22 protein-coding genes are annotated in these 16,524 nt (G+C 56.3%); 5 read left to right on the plus strand and 17 right to left on the minus strand.

Annotated features, from left to right (window positions below):
* From pheS to Q8O73_RS13240, 9 genes are all read right to left on the minus strand, one after another.
* Positions 1–1,071, minus strand: a complete 1,071-nt coding sequence (gene pheS / locus Q8O73_RS13200) for a phenylalanine--tRNA ligase subunit alpha (RefSeq protein ID WP_305558630.1) — start codon at positions 1,069–1,071, stop codon at positions 1–3.
* A 110-nt stretch (positions 1,072–1,181) separates the two neighbouring features.
* Positions 1,182–1,538, minus strand: a complete 357-nt coding sequence (rplT, locus tag Q8O73_RS13205) for a 50S ribosomal protein L20 (protein ID WP_305558631.1) — start codon at positions 1,536–1,538, stop codon at positions 1,182–1,184.
* Positions 1,539–1,557: 19 nt separating this feature from the next.
* Positions 1,558–1,755, minus strand: coding sequence for a 50S ribosomal protein L35 (gene rpmI, locus Q8O73_RS13210; protein ID WP_305558632.1), 198 nt, complete (start codon positions 1,753–1,755; stop codon positions 1,558–1,560).
* A gap of 225 nt (positions 1,756–1,980) precedes the next feature.
* A complete protein-coding gene (locus Q8O73_RS13215; RefSeq protein ID WP_305558633.1) occupies positions 1,981–2,385 on the minus strand; it encodes a response regulator in 405 nt (134 codons plus the stop codon).
* Between the two features lie 39 nt (positions 2,386–2,424).
* Positions 2,425–2,940: a translation initiation factor IF-3 gene (infC, locus tag Q8O73_RS13220; protein WP_305558634.1), complete on the minus strand. Its 516-nt coding sequence runs from the start codon at positions 2,938–2,940 to the stop codon at positions 2,425–2,427.
* 219 nt (positions 2,941–3,159) lie between these two features.
* Positions 3,160–3,705, minus strand: coding sequence for a GNAT family N-acetyltransferase (locus Q8O73_RS13225; protein ID WP_305558635.1), 546 nt, complete (start codon positions 3,703–3,705; stop codon positions 3,160–3,162).
* 6 nt (positions 3,706–3,711) lie between these two features.
* Positions 3,712–4,284 carry a helix-turn-helix domain-containing protein gene (locus tag Q8O73_RS13230; RefSeq protein ID WP_305558636.1) on the minus strand — a complete coding sequence of 191 codons (573 nt, stop codon included), beginning with the start codon at positions 4,282–4,284 and terminating at the stop codon, positions 3,712–3,714.
* 98 nt (positions 4,285–4,382) lie between these two features.
* Positions 4,383–5,345: a glycosyltransferase family 9 protein gene (locus Q8O73_RS13235; RefSeq protein ID WP_305558990.1), complete on the minus strand. Its 963-nt coding sequence runs from the start codon at positions 5,343–5,345 to the stop codon at positions 4,383–4,385.
* Between the two features lie 44 nt (positions 5,346–5,389).
* A complete protein-coding gene (locus Q8O73_RS13240; protein WP_305558637.1) occupies positions 5,390–6,622 on the minus strand; it encodes a glycosyltransferase family 4 protein in 1,233 nt (410 codons plus the stop codon).
* Between the two features lie 38 nt (positions 6,623–6,660).
* Here Q8O73_RS13240 and Q8O73_RS13245 point away from each other — a divergent pair, with 38 nt between their 5' ends.
* Positions 6,661–7,455 carry an alpha/beta fold hydrolase gene (locus Q8O73_RS13245; protein WP_305558638.1) on the plus strand — a complete coding sequence of 265 codons (795 nt, stop codon included), beginning with the start codon at positions 6,661–6,663 and terminating at the stop codon, positions 7,453–7,455.
* Positions 7,456–7,462: 7 nt separating this feature from the next.
* Here Q8O73_RS13245 and Q8O73_RS13250 read toward each other — a convergent pair whose 3' ends face one another.
* From Q8O73_RS13250 to tsaD, 5 genes are all read right to left on the minus strand, one after another.
* Positions 7,463–7,810, minus strand: coding sequence for a Rieske (2Fe-2S) protein (locus tag Q8O73_RS13250; protein ID WP_305558639.1), 348 nt, complete (start codon positions 7,808–7,810; stop codon positions 7,463–7,465).
* Entirely contained in the window at positions 7,807–8,220 is a 414-nt protein-coding gene (locus Q8O73_RS13255) for an EVE domain-containing protein (protein ID WP_305558640.1), read from the minus strand. The genes Q8O73_RS13250 and Q8O73_RS13255 overlap by 4 nt, the downstream gene beginning before the upstream one ends.
* 2 nt (positions 8,221–8,222) lie before the next feature.
* Positions 8,223–8,501, minus strand: a complete 279-nt coding sequence (locus Q8O73_RS13260; protein ID WP_305558641.1) for a YciI family protein — start codon at positions 8,499–8,501, stop codon at positions 8,223–8,225.
* A gap of 86 nt (positions 8,502–8,587) precedes the next feature.
* Entirely contained in the window at positions 8,588–9,595 is a 1,008-nt protein-coding gene (locus Q8O73_RS13265; protein ID WP_305558642.1) for an NAD(P)H-dependent glycerol-3-phosphate dehydrogenase, read from the minus strand.
* 24 nt (positions 9,596–9,619) lie between these two features.
* Positions 9,620–10,678, minus strand: a complete 1,059-nt coding sequence (tsaD, locus tag Q8O73_RS13270) for a tRNA (adenosine(37)-N6)-threonylcarbamoyltransferase complex transferase subunit TsaD (RefSeq protein ID WP_305558643.1) — start codon at positions 10,676–10,678, stop codon at positions 9,620–9,622.
* Positions 10,679–10,900: 222 nt separating this feature from the next.
* Between tsaD and hemC the strand changes: the two genes are divergently transcribed.
* The 4 genes from hemC to Q8O73_RS13290 are packed head-to-tail and all read left to right on the plus strand — an operon-like array spanning position 10,901 to position 15,456.
* On the plus strand, positions 10,901–11,845 hold the full coding sequence (gene hemC / locus Q8O73_RS13275; RefSeq protein WP_305558644.1) for a hydroxymethylbilane synthase: 945 nt from the start codon (positions 10,901–10,903) through the stop codon (positions 11,843–11,845).
* Between the two features lie 29 nt (positions 11,846–11,874).
* A complete protein-coding gene (locus Q8O73_RS13280) occupies positions 11,875–12,597 on the plus strand; it encodes a uroporphyrinogen-III synthase (RefSeq protein ID WP_305558645.1) in 723 nt (240 codons plus the stop codon).
* A gap of 55 nt (positions 12,598–12,652) precedes the next feature.
* Positions 12,653–14,062 carry a COG4223 family protein gene (locus Q8O73_RS13285; RefSeq protein WP_305558646.1) on the plus strand — a complete coding sequence of 470 codons (1,410 nt, stop codon included), beginning with the start codon at positions 12,653–12,655 and terminating at the stop codon, positions 14,060–14,062.
* Positions 14,059–15,456 (plus strand): heme biosynthesis protein HemY, encoded by a 1,398-nt coding sequence (locus tag Q8O73_RS13290; RefSeq protein ID WP_305558647.1) that lies wholly within the window; start codon positions 14,059–14,061, stop codon positions 15,454–15,456. The genes Q8O73_RS13285 and Q8O73_RS13290 overlap by 4 nt, the downstream gene beginning before the upstream one ends.
* A 72-nt stretch (positions 15,457–15,528) precedes the next feature.
* On the opposite strand, the gene Q8O73_RS13295 is transcribed toward Q8O73_RS13290, so the two are convergent.
* The 3 genes from Q8O73_RS13295 to Q8O73_RS13305 all read right to left on the minus strand — a co-directional run bounded on the left by Q8O73_RS13295 (position 15,529) and on the right by Q8O73_RS13305 (position 16,524).
* The gene (locus tag Q8O73_RS13295) at positions 15,529–15,810 is read right to left on the minus strand and encodes a Fis family transcriptional regulator (protein WP_305558648.1); all 282 of its coding nucleotides are present in this window, start codon (positions 15,808–15,810) and stop codon (positions 15,529–15,531) included.
* A complete protein-coding gene (locus tag Q8O73_RS13300) occupies positions 15,807–16,145 on the minus strand; it encodes a type II toxin-antitoxin system RelE/ParE family toxin (protein WP_305558649.1) in 339 nt (112 codons plus the stop codon). The genes Q8O73_RS13295 and Q8O73_RS13300 overlap by 4 nt, the downstream gene beginning before the upstream one ends.
* 70 nt (positions 16,146–16,215) lie before the next feature.
* Positions 16,216–16,524 carry a hypothetical protein gene (locus Q8O73_RS13305; protein ID WP_305558650.1) on the minus strand — a complete coding sequence of 103 codons (309 nt, stop codon included), beginning with the start codon at positions 16,522–16,524 and terminating at the stop codon, positions 16,216–16,218.

Consider the following 16,524-nt stretch of genomic DNA (forward strand, 5'->3'; position numbering starts at 1 on the left):
TCAGCCCCTCACCATATTCGGTACATCCAGCGGCACGAAACCGTAATGTTTCAACCAGCGCAGATCGGTATCGAAAAAGGTGCGCAAATCGGGAATGCCATATTTCAGCATGGCAATGCGTTCAATCCCCATCCCAAAGGCAAAGCCCTGATATTCCTGGGGATCAAGACCACAGGCCGCCAGCACGCGCGGATGTACCATGCCGCAACCCAGAATTTCCAGCCAGTCGTCACCGGCCCCGATTTTCAGCTCGCCGCCCTTGCGCGAACAGCCAATATCCATCTCGGCACTGGGTTCGGTGAAGGGGAAAAAGCTGGGACGGTAGCGCACCGGAACGTCATCCAGTTCAAAATAGGTTTTGACAAATTCCAGCAGGCATCCCTTGAGATGGCCCATATGGGTTTTTTTGTCGATCACCAGACCTTCGACCTGATGAAACATCGGGGTGTGGGTCATGTCCGAGTCGGAACGATAGGTCCGGCCCGGCGCAATGATGCGGATCGGCGGGGTCTGGGTCTGCATGGTGCGAATCTGCACCGGGGACGTATGGGTGCGCAGCACCAGCCGCGATCCGTCGGTGCCTTCGGGCAGATAAAATGTATCGGCCATTTCGCGCGCCGGATGTTCGGGCGGAATGTTCAGGGCGGTAAAATTATGGAAATCATCCTCGATGTCCGGCCCTTCGGCCAGGGCAAAGCCCATCTCGCCAAAAATTGCGACGATTTCATCCATCGTCTGACTGATCGGGTGGATGCGACCGGCGGCCTGTTCGGGGCGCGACGGCAAGGTCACATCGATCCGTTCCCCGGCCAGACGTGCATTCAGATCGGCATCTTCAAGGGCGGTTTTGCGGGCGTCCAGTGCCTTGGCGACCTGATCCTTGACGACATTGAGGGTCTGACCAAAGGTGCGGCGCTGTTCCGGGTCCATCTGGCCCAGATTTTTCATAAGCCCGGTAATTCGGCCTTTTTTGCCAAGGGCACTGACCCGGACCTGATCCAGGGCGGCCAGATCTGCTGCCTGTTCCACTTCGGCCAGCACGTCGTCGCGCAACGCTTCGATATTTTCCATAACTTCTGACGCTTCGCTCTTAAAGACAGAAACAAAATAAAAAGGGGACGGCCAATATGGCCGCCCCCGATCACATCAGGCAAGCACTGATCACCTTTAAAAAAGGTTTATCAGTCGAGTGCAGCCTGCGCCTGGGTCACCAGAGCCTTGAAGGCTTCGGGTTCGCGTACAGCGATGTCGGCCAGAACTTTACGGTCGAGTTCAACACCAGCCTTTTTGAGGCCATTCATGAACTGCGAGTAGCTCAGACCATTTTCACGGGCACCGGCGTTGATGCGCTGGATCCACAGGCTGCGGAACTGGCGCTTTTTGACGCGGCGGTCGCGATAGGCATATTGCATGCCTTTTTCAACGGCCTGCACTGCGGTGCGGAAAGTATTCTTGCGGCGGCCGCGGTAACCCTTGGCAGCATTAATAACCTTGCGGTGACGGGCGTGAGATGTCACGCCCCCTTTTACACGAGCCATTTTTTAACTCTCTTTCGCCTTAGCCGTACGGCAGGAATTTTTTGACGATACGCGCATCGGCGTCGCACATGATCTCGGTGCCACGCGCCTGTCGTTTCATCTTCGTCGGTTTCGCCGTCAGCAAATGCCGCTTGTTGGCAACATTGCGACGAACCTTGCCGGTCGCCGTCAGGCTAAAGCGTTTTTTGACGCTCGCTTTGGTCTTCATCTTGGGCATTTTTCTATCCTTGCATAAGCAATTTTACATCGAAATCCCCACGGCGGCTGGGCATGCCCTGAAGGAACTTAATCCTTCCAGCCTCACCACCTGTTTTGGGGACGCGTGCTTATAGACTCCGCCTTTGGCTTTATCAAGCAGCTTTTCGCCAGAAAATCTGCCGGTTTTCGGGGATTTCACAAAAGCAAAGCCAAACCGGACCGTTAAACCCCGGTTATTGGAGCCTCAGACCGCTGTATTGATGGTATGGGCGCGGCCCACCCATTTTTCGATTCGGCTCAGAAGTTTTTCACGATTGACCGGCTTGAGAACAAAATCATTGCCCCCGGCGGCAACGCCACCGCGCAAATCTTCTTCGCCCTGACGGGCGGTGACATAGATGATGGCGGTCGCCATTTGCGGAAACCCGGTCCGCACCCGCAAGGCGGTTTCAAAACCGTTCATCACCGGCATCATGATATCCATCAGGATGATGCGCGGTGTTTCCTTGCCCAGCATTTTGAGAAGTTCCGCACCGGAAGACACACCGATAAAACGATAACCGCCGCTTTCAACGATCCGTTTGAGCAACACAAGACTTTTGGCATCATCATCGACTCCGATGACAAGAAGTCCTTCGCCTGCGCCCATCTCGGCACGTCCTTTCGGTACAGGGCAAAACGCCGCGAATTAACGCGGCGCCAGCACCATGATCATCAAACGGCCTTCCATTTTCGGCATCATTTCCGGTTTGGCGATATCTTCAAGATCGCCGGAAAAACGCTGCAACATGGCAAGACCAAGGTCCTGATGCGCCATTTCACGTCCCCGGAAACGCAGGGTAACTTTTACTTTGTCACCACCGCCGATAAATTTCTGCGCCGCACGCAGTTTCACATTGTAATCGTGAATATCGATATTTGGCCGGAGTTTGATCTCCTTGACCTCGATAACCTTCTGCTTCTTTTTGGCCTCGTTCTGCTTTTTGCTTAATTCGTATTTGAACTTGCCAAAATCGATCAGCTTGCAAACTGGGGGCTCGGCATTTGGTGCGACTTCGACGAGGTCAAGACCAGCTTCCATCGCCATATCAATGCCCTCGCGGACGGTGATTGGCTCGGACAGGTTACCTTCAGCGTCGACAACACAGATGGTACGAGCTTTGATGTCCTGATTGACGCGCGGACCTTCTTTGGTCGGCTGCATCGGCTTGCGTGGTCGTACTATGGATAGTCTCCTTTAGTAATCAAAACAGAAAGCAGAGAAACGAGGCACATCCGGCACTCACAAAAGCACCGGGCAAAGCATTGTGTAGCATAGCCAGCATCCGCCAGAAAGCAATGATTTTCAGGCAATTGGAGAGGCAGGCCCGCATCCGGAGTCGATCCCCCCGGCCCCGGACCGCAAATGAAACTTTTTTCGCGGTTACACCGGCACTTGCGACGCAAAATCCTTGTACAGGATCGTTGTCGAATCGATCTTGTCGATCCTGGGATCACGGCAAAATCCCGGAATGATGCCGACCACCTGATATCCTATCGAGATATAAAGCGGTTCGGCCAGATCGCCAGTGCGGGTATCGAGCGTCAGCAAGCTGCGCCCCAGCGCCCCGGCCCGAATTTCCAGATCCGCCATCAGGGCCCGTGCGATTCCCTGCCGCCGGAAATCCGGATGCACCAGCAATTTGCGTACTTCTGCCCGATGCGGCTGATTGGGCGGCGTATCGTAATCAAGCTGCACCGATCCGACGATGAGACCGCTTCGTTCCGCCACCAGCACCAACAACCCGCCCGCCCGCACCGCCGGAAGGACTTTTGTGCGCCAAAAAACCGCACTGTCATCGGGGGTATGTGGCAAGACAAAACTGATGCTGGCCCCGTCATGCACACAATCATGCAGCAGCATCGCCAAAGCGTCGATGTTACGTTCGATAGTGTCGGCATCAAAAATACGCAGGATGATATCGGTCATATTGCCTCACAGCACAAACAGGATGTAGCGCGCCATCGAATCCGGCGGAGTCGTAAAAATACTGGCGCCAAAAAGCTGGTAACGCAGGCAATCGCCGGGGGTCAGATCGTGGGTGTGCCCATCCAGGGTCACGCGCAACTGCCCCCCGATCAGCAGCAGATAATGTTCCAACCCTGACCGCGGCGGATCGTCATAGGCAATGTGCGTGCCGGGCGGCAATTCACATTCCAGCATTTCCCCCGCCAGACTGCGGGCCGGGGGCGACACCGAACGGCGTTGATACCCGGTTTGCGGATCAATCCAGACCGGCTGGGCTTCCCGGCGCACCAGCGGGACAAAATCATCCTCGACCATCCGCATCAGATGCGACATCGTCAGACCATAAGCCGCACATAATTTGCCCAGCACATGCGCCGTCGGACTGACATCGGCATTTTCCAGCCGAGACAGGGTGGCACGGCTGACTTTACTGCGCTGTGCCAGATCATCCAGTGACCAGCCCCGATCTGTTCGCAGGGACTTGAGCCGCCGGGCGATCTGATGGTCGAAATTGCTGTGATGCGACGTATTTTTTTCCATATAAAAGAAATATTCTCATATACGGGAAATCGTCAAGATTAAAAATCCGGCCTGCGTCCACAGGTCGGATATGTGTCATGCCAAAACCCGGATTCCCCTTAATCCACCAGATTAAGGCGCCGCCGAATTTCATCAAAAACCCGCGTATTGGCCAGATCGCGTAAATCGCCTTCCTGAAGGATGCTGACCGCTTCTGGTCCGTGGCCGCGCGGCGCGCACATTTTGGGGTTCGAGTCGCGTGAAAACAGCACAATCGACGGCGCACCGGCGGCGGTGGCAATATGCATCGGTCCGGTATCATTGCCAATCGCCAGCACCGCCCGTTGCGCCAAACCGGCAATATCCAGAAACCCGGTCCGCCCCATCAGGTCGCGGGCCTTGGGGCACATATCGACAATTTTTCTCAGAACATCGGCTTCTTTGTCGGTACCGATCAGCACCGGTGTCAGCCGGTAATCCGCCAGCATCTTGGCCAGCAGGCCAAACCGTTCGGCAGGCCAACGCTTTTCAGGACGATGCGGTGCCCCGCCCGGACAAATCAGGACATAGGGGCTTCTGATTCCGAATTGTGTCAGATCGCATTCCTGCGGCTTGAACGCGGGTAACGGCGTATGGGCAATGCCCGCCATGCGCAACTGATCGGCATGACGTTCAATCGTGTGCAGGGTATCGCGATCCGGGTTCGCATGCGGATGGGAACAGCCCCGGGCAATGCCCGACCATTCGGGACGCGGCCCCGGCCACAGCAGACGGTAATAAAAATTCGACCGGTCCGATGTTTGCAAATCATAAACCCGGTCAAACCGGCCATTGCGCAAAAACCGGCGCAACGCCAGAACCTGACGGGGCTGGGTCATTTTGGGGCGACGGTCAATTGCCACCGCATCGAACGTTCCGCAAGACCGCGCCAGATCGACATAAGGCCGGGTTGTCAAAAGCGTAATATGCGCATCGGGATGGGCATCGCGAATCGCATTGAACGGCCCCATTGCCAGAACAAAATCGCCCAGCGCACTCAGCTTGATCACCAGAATGCGTTTTTGGGTTGGCGCAGCCGACATTTCCGGACGATCATCGGGCGTAATTATCCCCGTTTCCTGATCCGTCATACCACATTCCTGACAATACGGCGCAACGCCTTTTCATACACAGCCAGCGTTTTTTCCGCCATTTGCGTCAACGAAAAATGCGCCACCACATGATCCCGGCCTTTTTGGGCAACCGATGCCCGGCGTTCCGGCGACAGACGCAAAACCTGAGTCAGGGCCGTGGCAAGCTGCCCGACTTCACCCGGCGAAACCAGCCACCCGGTTTCCCCTGGCAAAACCGTTTCCAGCGCCCCGCCATGGGCGGTCGAAACAATCGGTCGCCCCATTGCCTGGCCTTCTGTCGGTACGCGGCCGAAGGCCTCGGGATCCAGCGACGGGCAGGCAACCACATCGGCCAGCATATAGGCCGCAGGCATATCCGAACAATGATCGACGATATGGACAATATCCTGCAATCCAAGACGACGGGTCAGGGCAATCAGTTCATCACGATAGCCGGTACGCCCCTGATCGGAACCGACCAGCAAACAGCGCACATTGCGATGCCCCAGTTCTTCCAGAACCTTTGGCATTGCCTCGATCAACACCATTTGCCCTTTCCAGCGCGTCAAACGCCCCGGCAGCATCACGACAAATTCCTCGCCGGTCAGGCGCCACTGGTTCGACAGGGCAATCAGCCGTTCCTGACTCACATTTTCGGGATTGAACAGATCGATATTGGTGCCCCGTGGCACAATGGTCAGGCGATCTTCGTCAACGTGATAATGGCTGCGAATATGGGTGGCGATAAAATTGGAAATGGCAATCACCTGATCGCCCATCGTCATCACTGCATTATATCGTTTCTTGATCGGGTTATTATAACCCGAATAGGTGCCGTGAAAGGTGGTGACAAACGGAATTTTGGTGCGACGTGCGGCAAACAGCGCGCTCCATGCCGGGGCGCGGGACCGGGCATGAATAATATCCACCCCTTCGGTCCGGATCAGATCAACCAGCGCACCGACATTTCGGCGCATGGTAAAAATGTTTTTCGATTTCAGCGGCAACTGGATATGTCGCCCGCCAACCCGTTCCAGTTCGCGTTCCAGCCGCCCGCCCTGAGAGGCGACAAGCGCAACCCCGCCACCATCAACAATGGCACGCGCAATATCGATCGTGCCGCGTTCAACACCGCCTGTTTCCAGTTCGGGCAATACCTGCAATATGACAGCCGGACGATAGCCCGAACCTTGCGTCTGCGGTTCCGGACGATAGACTGACTGGGTTTCGTTTTGTGACGCGCTCATCCAACCTTAACCACTCGCATCCAGGAAATCTTGCCCAGATGACAGATAACATGCTGAAACTTCAGTTCCTTGACCGGTCCGCAGGGGCAAGAATCGCATACCACACGACCCCCGGCAATACTGCAAACAGCGCATCAACACAAAAGCCCGGCATTTTGTTTCTGGGCGGCTTCATGTCGGACATGACCGGCAGCAAGGCCACCCATCTTGAAGCACATTGTGTCGCGTGCGGGCTGGCTTATACCCGCTTTGATTACAGGGGTCACGGACAATCATCAGACGCATTCAAGGACGGTACCATTGGCAAATGGGCCGACGATGCCATTGCGATTCTTGACGAAGTGACCAGCGGCCCGCAAATTCTGGTGGGGTCGTCAATGGGGGGATGGATCATGTTGCTGGCCGCCCTTGCCCGCCCGGACCGGGTGCGTGGCCTTCTGGGAATCGCCGCCGCCCCCGACTTTACCGAAGATTTGATGTGGGCGCAGTTTTCGGAGACGCAAAAACAGGCGATCATGGAAAAAGGTGCCCTGACCGAACCAACCGACTATGGCGATGATCCCTATACCATCACCCGTGACCTGATCAAGGATGGCCGCACCCGCCTGTTGCTGCGCGATATGATCCCGCTTGCCTGCCCGGTGCGCCTTGTCCATGGTATGGCGGACCCGGATGTACCGTGGCCTACCGCGATAAGGCTGAGTGAAAAAATCGCATCAGAAAATGTCCGGATTGATCTGATCAAGGGCGGTGATCATCGTCTGTCAAACCCGGATCAACTGGCCATCATCACACGTCATCTTGATGATCTGGTCGATTTGACGTCGATGTGATTATCAGTCAGGCCAACAGCACCTTGCCATCCTGAAGGATCACCGCCACCGGCTCCAGCGCGTCGCCTGCGCAGGGGCCGGAAAGGCAAAAACCATCCGATATGCGAAACCGCGCCCCATGCGTTGAACAAATGATGTCATGGCCCAGATCGCTGATAAATTCATCGGCTTCAAGGTTCAACGGCACCCCGATATGCGGGCAGCTATTGATATAGCCATAAACCTCATCCTTCTGGCGGACGACGAAAACACCGATCCGGTCCATTCTTTCACCAAAGGAAAATTCACGGGCCCCGGTAGCATCCAGATCGGACAAATCACATAAAACCGTGCCGGAAGGCGGCAAGGCCGTCATGCCGATACCCCGCCCATCGCGCAAATCGCCTGCCACGATGCCTCATCCACCGGCGCAACCGACAGGCGCGATTGCCGCAACAGGGCCAGATCGGCAAAGCGCGAATCGGCCTTGATATCGGCAAGACTGACCGGACGGGCGAACGATTTGTGTGTTTTGACATCAACCTGCACAAATTTGCCGCTGGCGTCCGTCGGATCGGGATAGGCTTCGCGCACCACCTCGACAATGCCGACGATGCTTTTTTCGCTGACGGAATGATAGAAAAACGCCAGATCGCCGTTTTTCATCGCCCGCAAATTATTTGCGGCCTGATAATTTCGCACCCCGTTCCAGCCTTCGACACCCTTGCGCATCTGATCGTCCCACGACCAGCTTGCCGGTTCGGTTTTGATCAGCCAGTACGCCATGCCTAGAACACCTTTTTAAACGGCCGGATCACCACCGATTCAAACAGACCGGCCCTGGCATAGGGATCATTGGCGGTAAAGGTTTCCGCTGCTGCCGGGCTTTCCAGATCAATGATAAAAACCGACCCGTTCATGCCTTCCATATCCGGGTCCAGTGTCGGCCCGGCGGCGATGATTTTGTCGGCAAAACCATCGCGGATATAGGCCAGATGCGCCTCGCGGTTGGCCTTACGCACAGCCAGATGGCCGGGTTTGTCTACACAACGGATATAAAACAGCATGTCGGATCTTCCTTGCAAAAAATAAAAACCTTGCCGCCAAACTGACAGAGTCGGTGCCAACGCTCAAGCCCAACCATCCGGCAGGCTCAGTCATTTTCCCGTTCATCGCGAAAGGGCCGCTGCAACAAGGCGGCAATCGTTGCCGGTAAATCCGCCCCGTGATTGGCAACCCGGTCCACCGCACTGCAAATCGGCATTTCGACCCCGTATTTTCCGGCAACAGCGGTGATCGAGGCGGCCGTTGCCACCCCTTCGGTCACGCTGCGGCGTTCGGCCAGAATATCGGCGGCCTTGCGCCCCTGCCCCAACGCCACACCGAAACTGTAATTGCGCGACAACGCCCCGGTGCAGGTCAGGGTCAGATCGCCAAGACCCGCCAGCCCCATCATGGTATCGGCCCGCCCGCCCATCGCAATTGCCAGACGTGACATTTCCGCCAGCCCGCGTGTGATCAGGGCAGCACGCGCATTATCGCCCAGCTGCAATCCGGCCACTACGCCACTGGCAATCGCCAGCACATTCTTGATCGCCCCCGCCACCTCGACCCCGGTAACGTCTGAACTGTAATAGGGACGAAAGGCCGGGGTACCGATCATATCGACCAGTTTTTTGCCCAACGCCCGATCCCGACATGCCAGCGTCAGGGCCGCAGGCAAACCCGTTGCCACTTCCTGGGCAAAGGTCGGACCGGATAAAACCGCAACCGGGACAGAAGACCCAAGGGTTTCACCCACCACCTGTTCCATCAGCGCCCCGGTGTCTTTTTCAATGCCCTTGGCACAGATAATGGCGGGCAATCCGGCGGGCCAACGATCTGCCAGCGGTGCAAGTGTCGCACGCAAATGCTGGGCCGGGGTGACCAGCAACACCACATCCGATTGCAAAAGATCAACCGCATCGACCGATGCCCGGATGTCCGGCGGCAAGGCAATGCCCGGCAAGTAAAGATCATTTTCGCGGGTTTCATTGATCCGGTGCGCCAGACCGGCATCGCGCAGCATCAAACTGACGCACGCACCGGCACGCACCGCCTGTATTGACAATGCCGTCCCCCACGCACCACCACCGATAATCCCGATATGTTTTTGCGCCATGTCCCTGATATCCTGATTCTGTCTTTATGCCTTGACCCCGGCACCCGGTCGTTTGGGGGCATCCGGGTCCAGCGGCCAGCGCGGACGGGGTTTGAAATCCAGCCCGTCCTGTTCGCCCAGACGGAACCGTTCCAGCCCCGCCCATGCAATCATGGCGGCATTGTCGGTACACAGCGCAATCGGAGGGGCCACCAGTTTCAACCCGGCCTGATCTGTCAGTTCGGTCAGGCGGGTCTGCAAATACTGATTGGCCGCCACCCCGCCTGCCACCACCAATGTCGTGCCGCCGGGATGTTCGTTCATGAACTGATAAACAGCGTTGCGCGTGCGATCAATCAGGGTTTCCCCCACCGCCCGCTGAAACGATGCCGCCAGATCGGCCTTGACGGTATCGGTTTGCTGTTCGACCGGAAAACCGTCCAGATAAATCCGCACAGCCGTTTTCAGACCCGAAAATGAAAAATCGCAACCGGGACGCCCACGCAGGGGCCGCGGCAGGCCAAATCGCAACGGATCGCCCTTTTTTGCCAATTGTTCCAGCGCCGGACCACCGGGATAACCCAGCCCCATCATTTTCGCGGTTTTGTCAAAGGCTTCGCCGACGGCATCGTCAATCGTCGTGCCAATGCGTTTATATTGACCGACCCCTTTAACAATCAAAATCTGGCAATGCCCGCCCGAGACCAGCAACAATAAATAGGGAAATGCCACATCATCGGTCAGCCGCACCGTCAGGGCGTGGCCTTCCAGATGATTGACCGCGATAAACGGTTTGTGCGCGGCAAAGGCGATGGCCTTGGCCGTCATGGTCCCAACCATCACCCCGCCAATCAGCCCCGGCCCGCCAGTGCAGGCAACGGCATCCAGATCGGCAAAATCCAGCCCGGCATCATCCATCGCCATCGCCACCAGCACATCAAGATGTTCCAGATGGGCGCGTGCGGCAATTTCGGGCACCACCCCGCCATAGGGTTTGTGTTCTTCAAGTTGCGTCAGGACGCGATTCGCCAGAATTTCGCGGCGGTCATTGACAATCGCCGCCGCTGTTTCATCGCAACTGGTTTCAATCCCGAGAACAATCATGGTTTTCGCGTCCGGTTCTTCAAAAATTGCGCCTGATCAAGGCAGGGCATCTTGCGATCATGTAGCCCAAACACAGGATGCTTTCCACCCCCGGCGCAACATATCTGCGTGTTGCATCCCGGCACGCACCCCGAAAGACCGGTATTTTAACGCCTTGCAGATGATTTGAAATTTGCCACAACACCTTGTTTCCACGCCTGATCCGGATTACAACCCGACATTATGACAGATACAGCAAAACTCCGAATTGGAACCCGTGGTTCGCCACTTGCCCTGGCCCAGGCGCATGAAGTGCGTGACAAACTGGCGGCCGCCCATCCTGAATTGTCGGGGCCAAATGCCATCGACATTGTTGTCATTACCACAACCGGCGATAAAATTCTGGATCGCGCCCTGTCGGAAATTGGTGGCAAGGGCCTGTTTACCAAGGAAATCGACGATGCCCTGATGGGTGGCGAAATCGACCTTGCCGTCCACAGCATGAAAGACGTGCCGACCATCCTGCCCGATGGCATGATTTTGCCAACTATCCTGCCACGCGAAGATGTGCGCGATGTGTTTATTTCGCTGAAATATAAAAACTTTGCCGAAATGCCCGAAGGATCGGTCATCGGGTCGGCCTCGCTCCGCCGTCAGGCCATGATCCTCAACAAATACCCGCATCTGAAAGTCATCACGTTTCGCGGCAATGTGCAAACCCGCCTGCGCAAGCTTGAAGAAGGTCAGGTAGATGCCACCCTTCTGGCGATGGCCGGTCTGAACCGGCTGGGCCGCCCGGATGTCGCCACGGCAGCCATTTCGGAAAATGACATGCTGCCGGCCGTTGCCCAAGGCGCGATTGGCATCACCATTCGCGAAGATGACAGCAAATGTGCCAACTGGTTGACACCCTTGCACAGCAAAACATCGGCGATGCGCGTTGCCGCCGAACGGGCGGCCCTTCGCGCCCTTGACGGTTCCTGCCGCACGCCGATTGCCGCCCTTGCCGAATTCCGCCCGGATGGTCAGATGCGCCTGCGCGTTACCATCATCCGCCCGGATGGCAGCGAACGGCTTGATACTGAACGTCTGATTGCCAACCCTGATACCGCAAAGGCCGTGGCCGCCGGACAGGATGCCGGTAACGAACTGAAAGAACGCGGCGGTCCTGATTTTATTACCGCCTGAGCGGACAGAAAAGACAGACAGGAGGATAAATGCCCCCATTGATCCTCAACACAAGGCCCGTTGCCGATTCCGAAGGATTGCTGGCAGCCTTGCAGGGGTATGGCTATCGCACCCTGTCTGCACCGATGCTGGAAATCGTTTTGACGCCTCGCACCTCTGACATTGATTTGTTCGGGGTGCAGGCGCTGGTTTTTACATCGGCCAATGGCGTACGGGCCTTTGTCGCCGCGTGTGAACGACGTGATTTGCCGGTTCTGTCGGTCGGCGATGCCACCGCCCGCATGGCACGCATGGCTGGATTTGACGATATTCAAAGTGCCGCAGGCGATATTCAGGATCTTGCCGCCCTGATCACGGCAAAGATTGATCCGCACAAAGGCAGCCTTTATCACCCCGCCGCCAGCCAGCCCGCCGGGGATTTGGCCACCATGCTGGCCGGGACCGGATATGAAATCCGGCGCGAAACGCTGTATGAAGCACAACCGGTCAATGATTTTTCCCCGGAAGTTCTGGACGCGCTGACCCGCCACCAGATTGATGCCGTTTTATTTTTCTCTCCCCGAACGGCACAAAGCTTTGTTAAGGTGGTGGCGCATTATAAAATGGATGCGGCCATCCGGCACATTCAGGCCTTTTGTCTGAGCCAGGCCGTGAAAGACCGGCTTTCGCCCCTTACATGGCAGGAGATACATGTTGCCCGACAGCCGACACAAGAACACCTTCTTCTGACGCTAGCATCTGTTATCGCCTGACATTTCCTGCGCCACAGGGCGTCTCGGAACAACCGCAAACTGCAATGGTCCGCCCGTGAAAAAACCAGAAACGCCAAAACCCGCTGCCGCCAAACCGGAAACCCCGTCTGAAACGATTTCAATCGACAGTCAGGGCAACGCGTCTGTTGATCCGGCACAAAAAACCGCCCCGAATGCCGCACAAGGCACAACAGGTTCCGGTCCGGCAAAAGCCCCGGACGACAAAAAAGCCGATGATAAAAAGCCTGACAACTGGACGATCAAGCCCGGCCAGTCAGACCTGAAATCGGCCAAAAAAGATGACGTTCCGGCAAAACCAGTGAAAAAACGCGGCGGATTATTATGGATCATTGCCATTATCGGCCTGATAATTATCACGGCATGGGCCGGTCGTGACAGATGGTGGCACCATGCCGAACCAACTTTGACCACGGTCCTGCCCTCTTCGCTGATCGGGGCACTGGCACCTGACAATGCCGCCAATGGCGGCACAGACAGCACCGCGTCCGACACGCCCGCCCCGACCCCCGATATCAACATCCCGTCGGACGAAACCGTCACCGATACCGACACTGCCTCGGATGATATCCTGCCTGCTGTACCGGCATCACCGACCCTGTCATCGGAACCGGACACCGCCGAAGACAAAGAGGTCATTGTCGATCCCAGTCTGACCGCCCGGTTGTCTGAACTTGAAGGCACCATCAGCGCCCTGCGCGAGCGCCTTGATCAGGATCAGGGTGACAGCCTGAATAATACCGTGGCACAACGCATGGCCGAAATCGAAACCCGCACCGCCCCGATTGCCGAACTGGCACGGGTCGAAGCCGAACTGGCCGGTGTGGCATCGGAAATGCGCGATATGTCGGCGCGACTGGCGACAATGGAAGAAGAAGTCCGGGCCACCGCCGGGTTGCGAATCGAAGGCCGCGGGCAGGCAATTGGCATTGCCGTTGCCATCCTGCGCGATGCCGTACAGCGTGGCGGACCGTTTCAGGTCGCCCTCAATCAGCTTGAACGCAGCGGCACCGATGACCCGCTGGTTGCCGAACAGATTGTTTTGTTGAAACCTTTCGCCAATACCGGCGCACCCACCATCGAGAATTTGCGCCAAAGCTTCCCGGCAATTGCGCAGGAAGCCATCCGCGCCAGCACCGATGATCATTCCGGTTCGGTTCTGGATGCAACACTGGCCAATTTACAAAAACTGTTTCCGGTCCGCCGGGTTGATGTCGCCGGGCAGGAAAGCCTTGATGGCCGTCTTGCCAGTGCCGAACAGGCACTGGAACATAACGATCTTGATGCCGCCATCACCGCCCTTGAAGGGGTCGAAGGGGTAAATGCCCAACAGGCGATTGCCCCCTGGCTGACCCGCGCCAAGGATCGTCAGACCATTGACACATCACTTGCCACCCTGAGTTCACGCGCCATCACCCTTCTGACCGGTACAGGAGACGGCCAATGATCCGGCTTGCCCTGTTTATTCTCGCAACAGCTGCCCTTGTCACCGGCACGGTCTGGTTTGCCAATAATCCGGGCACAATGACAGTGGTCTGGCTGGGATATCGTTTTGACGGATCGGTCGGCATGGTGGTGCTTGGCCTTGTTCTTTTGACGATGGTTCTGATGCTGCTGTGGCGGACATGGTCGGCGATTTCCCATTCGCCGGGCTGGCTGGGCCGCCTTCTGGGCAGCCGTCGCCGCAAAAAGGGCCAGCAAGCCCTGACGATGGGCCTGCTGGAACTGGCATCGGGCGATGTGCGTCAGGCGCTTAAACATACCCGTGCGGTCGATAAATATCTTGAAGACGATACCTTAACCCGTCTTCTGACCGCACAGGCCGCCGAACTGGATGGGAATGACGCCGCCGCCAAACGGCAATTCGACGCCATGCTGCAACAACCGGATTCGGCTTTTTTCGGGCTGCGCGGGCTGTTGCAACTTTCTCTCAAGACCAATGACCGCAAATCTGCGCTTGATTATGCCGAACGCGCCCACCGGTTGCGCCCGCGCAATCCATCGGTTCTGGTGACGTTGTTTGATTTGTTGCTAGGAGTGCGTAACTGGGATCGCGCCTTGTCGCTTCTGGTTGATGCACAAAAGGCCGAAGTCTTTAACGAAGTTGAATTATCGCGCCGCCGCGCCCTTCTGATTACGGCCAAGGCCGAGGACGCCATTACGGATGGTGAAAATGCCGAGGCGGTCAAATTACTGCGCAAGGCGCTCAATGCCCATCCCGATTTTATGGGGGCGGCAGTCCTTCTTGCCCGGTTGGATATCGATATCAAACAGCCCGCCAAGGCCCGCGATGCCATTATGGCGATCTGGCGGGTGGCCCCCGGCGGGGCGCTGGGCGCGCTGTATCTTGAAAGCCTTGATGGCGATGCCCTGTCACAGGTCAAGGCCGTTGAAAAACTGATTGCCACCAACCCCGATCATCCGGAAAGCCACATTTTGCTGGCCGAGACCGCCCTTAAGGCCGATTTGTGGGGATTGGCCCGCAACCATCTGGAAAAGGCAATGGCGCATAATACCCAGGCCCGCCATTACCGTTTGCTGGCCGATCTGGAATTTCGGGAGAAAAATGATTCGTCCAGGGCCCGCGACCTTCTGGTCAAGGCCAGCCATGCCAATCCCGATCCGGACTGGCGCTGTGGCGCATGCGGGGCTGAAACCGACAAATGGTCGGTCAGTTGCCCATCCTGCCACAGTTTTGGCAGCATCGACTGGCGCGCGCCCCTCCGGGTTCATAACGATCCGGCCACCGAAAAATCACAACCGGTCGCCCCCTTGCCAATCGAAGGCGCCCCCACGATTGACGCCACGGCAACCAATAACAATACCCGACCGGCGGCCTGATTTACCCAATGCCACCAAACAAAAACGCCGCAAACGCATTACCGTTTGCAGCGTTTTTTAATGTTAAATATCTTACGCTAATTCCAGACGCAATTTGCGTCCAACGGCGGCAGCACCCCGACGAATCGTATCAAGCTGAACCTTGTCGTTCTCTGGATCAAGCAGCCGGTCAAGCTGGGCCCGGCTGGTCATCATACGCTTTGCCATCATGGTTTTGGTCAGATTTTGTTCTTTCATCGCTTCGCAAATTTGCCATGCCAAAACACGCTTGACCGCAGTAACCTCGACTTCCTCGCGAATACCTTCTTCATCCAGAAAACTGTCAAAAGAAGATCCAATATGTTGGCTGGTCATTGATCCATCTCCTTCTTGCGCGTTTTGGCAAGGTCCATATCCGGTTTCGGCGTTTTTTGGGTTTTCTTGATAAAACCATGCAGCAGAATCATTTTTCCGTCTGCGATACAAAAAATGACCCGGGCGATCTTTTGATCGGAAATCCGGCTTCTCACTTCCCACAATCCGTCCCCCAAAGGACGGCATGTCGGCATCCCAACCGGCCAACCAAATTCAACAGTCGCGATATCCACACCAATGACTTTTTTGTCGTCAAGCGAAAGCTCTTTGATGAATTCCCGGACGGGTTCCGTTCCGCCTGCTGATCTGTAGAAACAAGCCTGAATCTTTTTCATATGAGCCCATAATGTATCACGCAAGGTACATTATGTTTATTGACGATCTCTGCGTCAATGAAATTCCCAATCAGCTACATTGTCGCCGATGACAGGCAGGCCAGACAGCTTCAAAAGCTTCGACACATCCAGCAACGACAAGCTCAAAATCCGGCCAATTATCGGAAACAAGTCTTACCTTTTCAGCTCTCCTTAAAGTGCCAAACTCGGCCGCAATCCATGCATCACGAAGGAAATCCAGACCACTCTGATTAAAGAAGTGGGTCGAGCCGAGATTATTGTTCTCCTGCCCGACCAATTTCTCCATTCCGTTCGGCATCTGCCACTCTGCCAAAAGCTTTTTCAGCCTTCGTATTTCATCCGATGCCAAACGTTTCAT

Source organism: Thalassospira sp. (genome assembly GCF_030690045.1).
GTDB lineage: Bacteria > Pseudomonadota > Alphaproteobacteria > Rhodospirillales > Thalassospiraceae > Thalassospira.

Bases quoted from the DNA above. Each gene is read 5' to 3' on its own strand.
- pheS (WP_305558630.1), bottom strand. From the start codon at position 1,071: ATGGAAAATATCGAAGCGTTGCGCGACGACGTGCTGGCCGAAGTGGAA.
- rplT (WP_305558631.1), bottom strand. From the start codon at position 1,538: ATGGCTCGTGTAAAAGGGGGCGTGACATCTCACGCCCGTCACCGCAAG.
- rpmI (WP_305558632.1), bottom strand. From the start codon at position 1,755: ATGCCCAAGATGAAGACCAAAGCGAGCGTCAAAAAACGCTTTAGCCTG.
- Q8O73_RS13215 (WP_305558633.1), bottom strand. From the start codon at position 2,385: ATGGGCGCAGGCGAAGGACTTCTTGTCATCGGAGTCGATGATGATGCC.
- infC (WP_305558634.1), bottom strand. From the start codon at position 2,940: ATGCAGCCGACCAAAGAAGGTCCGCGCGTCAATCAGGACATCAAAGCT.
- Q8O73_RS13225 (WP_305558635.1), bottom strand. From the start codon at position 3,705: ATGACCGATATCATCCTGCGTATTTTTGATGCCGACACTATCGAACGT.
- Q8O73_RS13230 (WP_305558636.1), bottom strand. From the start codon at position 4,284: ATGGAAAAAAATACGTCGCATCACAGCAATTTCGACCATCAGATCGCC.
- Q8O73_RS13235 (WP_305558990.1), bottom strand. From the start codon at position 5,345: ATGTCGGCTGCGCCAACCCAAAAACGCATTCTGGTGATCAAGCTGAGT.
- Q8O73_RS13240 (WP_305558637.1), bottom strand. From the start codon at position 6,622: ATGAGCGCGTCACAAAACGAAACCCAGTCAGTCTATCGTCCGGAACCG.
- Q8O73_RS13245 (WP_305558638.1), top strand. From the start codon at position 6,661: ATGACAGATAACATGCTGAAACTTCAGTTCCTTGACCGGTCCGCAGGG.
- Q8O73_RS13250 (WP_305558639.1), bottom strand. From the start codon at position 7,810: ATGACGGCCTTGCCGCCTTCCGGCACGGTTTTATGTGATTTGTCCGAT.
- Q8O73_RS13255 (WP_305558640.1), bottom strand. From the start codon at position 8,220: ATGGCGTACTGGCTGATCAAAACCGAACCGGCAAGCTGGTCGTGGGAC.
- Q8O73_RS13260 (WP_305558641.1), bottom strand. From the start codon at position 8,501: ATGCTGTTTTATATCCGTTGTGTAGACAAACCCGGCCATCTGGCTGTG.
- Q8O73_RS13265 (WP_305558642.1), bottom strand. From the start codon at position 9,595: ATGGCGCAAAAACATATCGGGATTATCGGTGGTGGTGCGTGGGGGACG.
- tsaD (WP_305558643.1), bottom strand. From the start codon at position 10,678: ATGATTGTTCTCGGGATTGAAACCAGTTGCGATGAAACAGCGGCGGCG.
- hemC (WP_305558644.1), top strand. From the start codon at position 10,901: ATGACAGATACAGCAAAACTCCGAATTGGAACCCGTGGTTCGCCACTT.
- Q8O73_RS13280 (WP_305558645.1), top strand. From the start codon at position 11,875: ATGCCCCCATTGATCCTCAACACAAGGCCCGTTGCCGATTCCGAAGGA.
- Q8O73_RS13290 (WP_305558647.1), top strand. From the start codon at position 14,059: ATGATCCGGCTTGCCCTGTTTATTCTCGCAACAGCTGCCCTTGTCACC.
- Q8O73_RS13295 (WP_305558648.1), bottom strand. From the start codon at position 15,810: ATGACCAGCCAACATATTGGATCTTCTTTTGACAGTTTTCTGGATGAA.
- Q8O73_RS13300 (WP_305558649.1), bottom strand. From the start codon at position 16,145: ATGAAAAAGATTCAGGCTTGTTTCTACAGATCAGCAGGCGGAACGGAA.
- Q8O73_RS13305 (WP_305558650.1), bottom strand. From the start codon at position 16,524: ATGAAACGTTTGGCATCGGATGAAATACGAAGGCTGAAAAAGCTTTTG.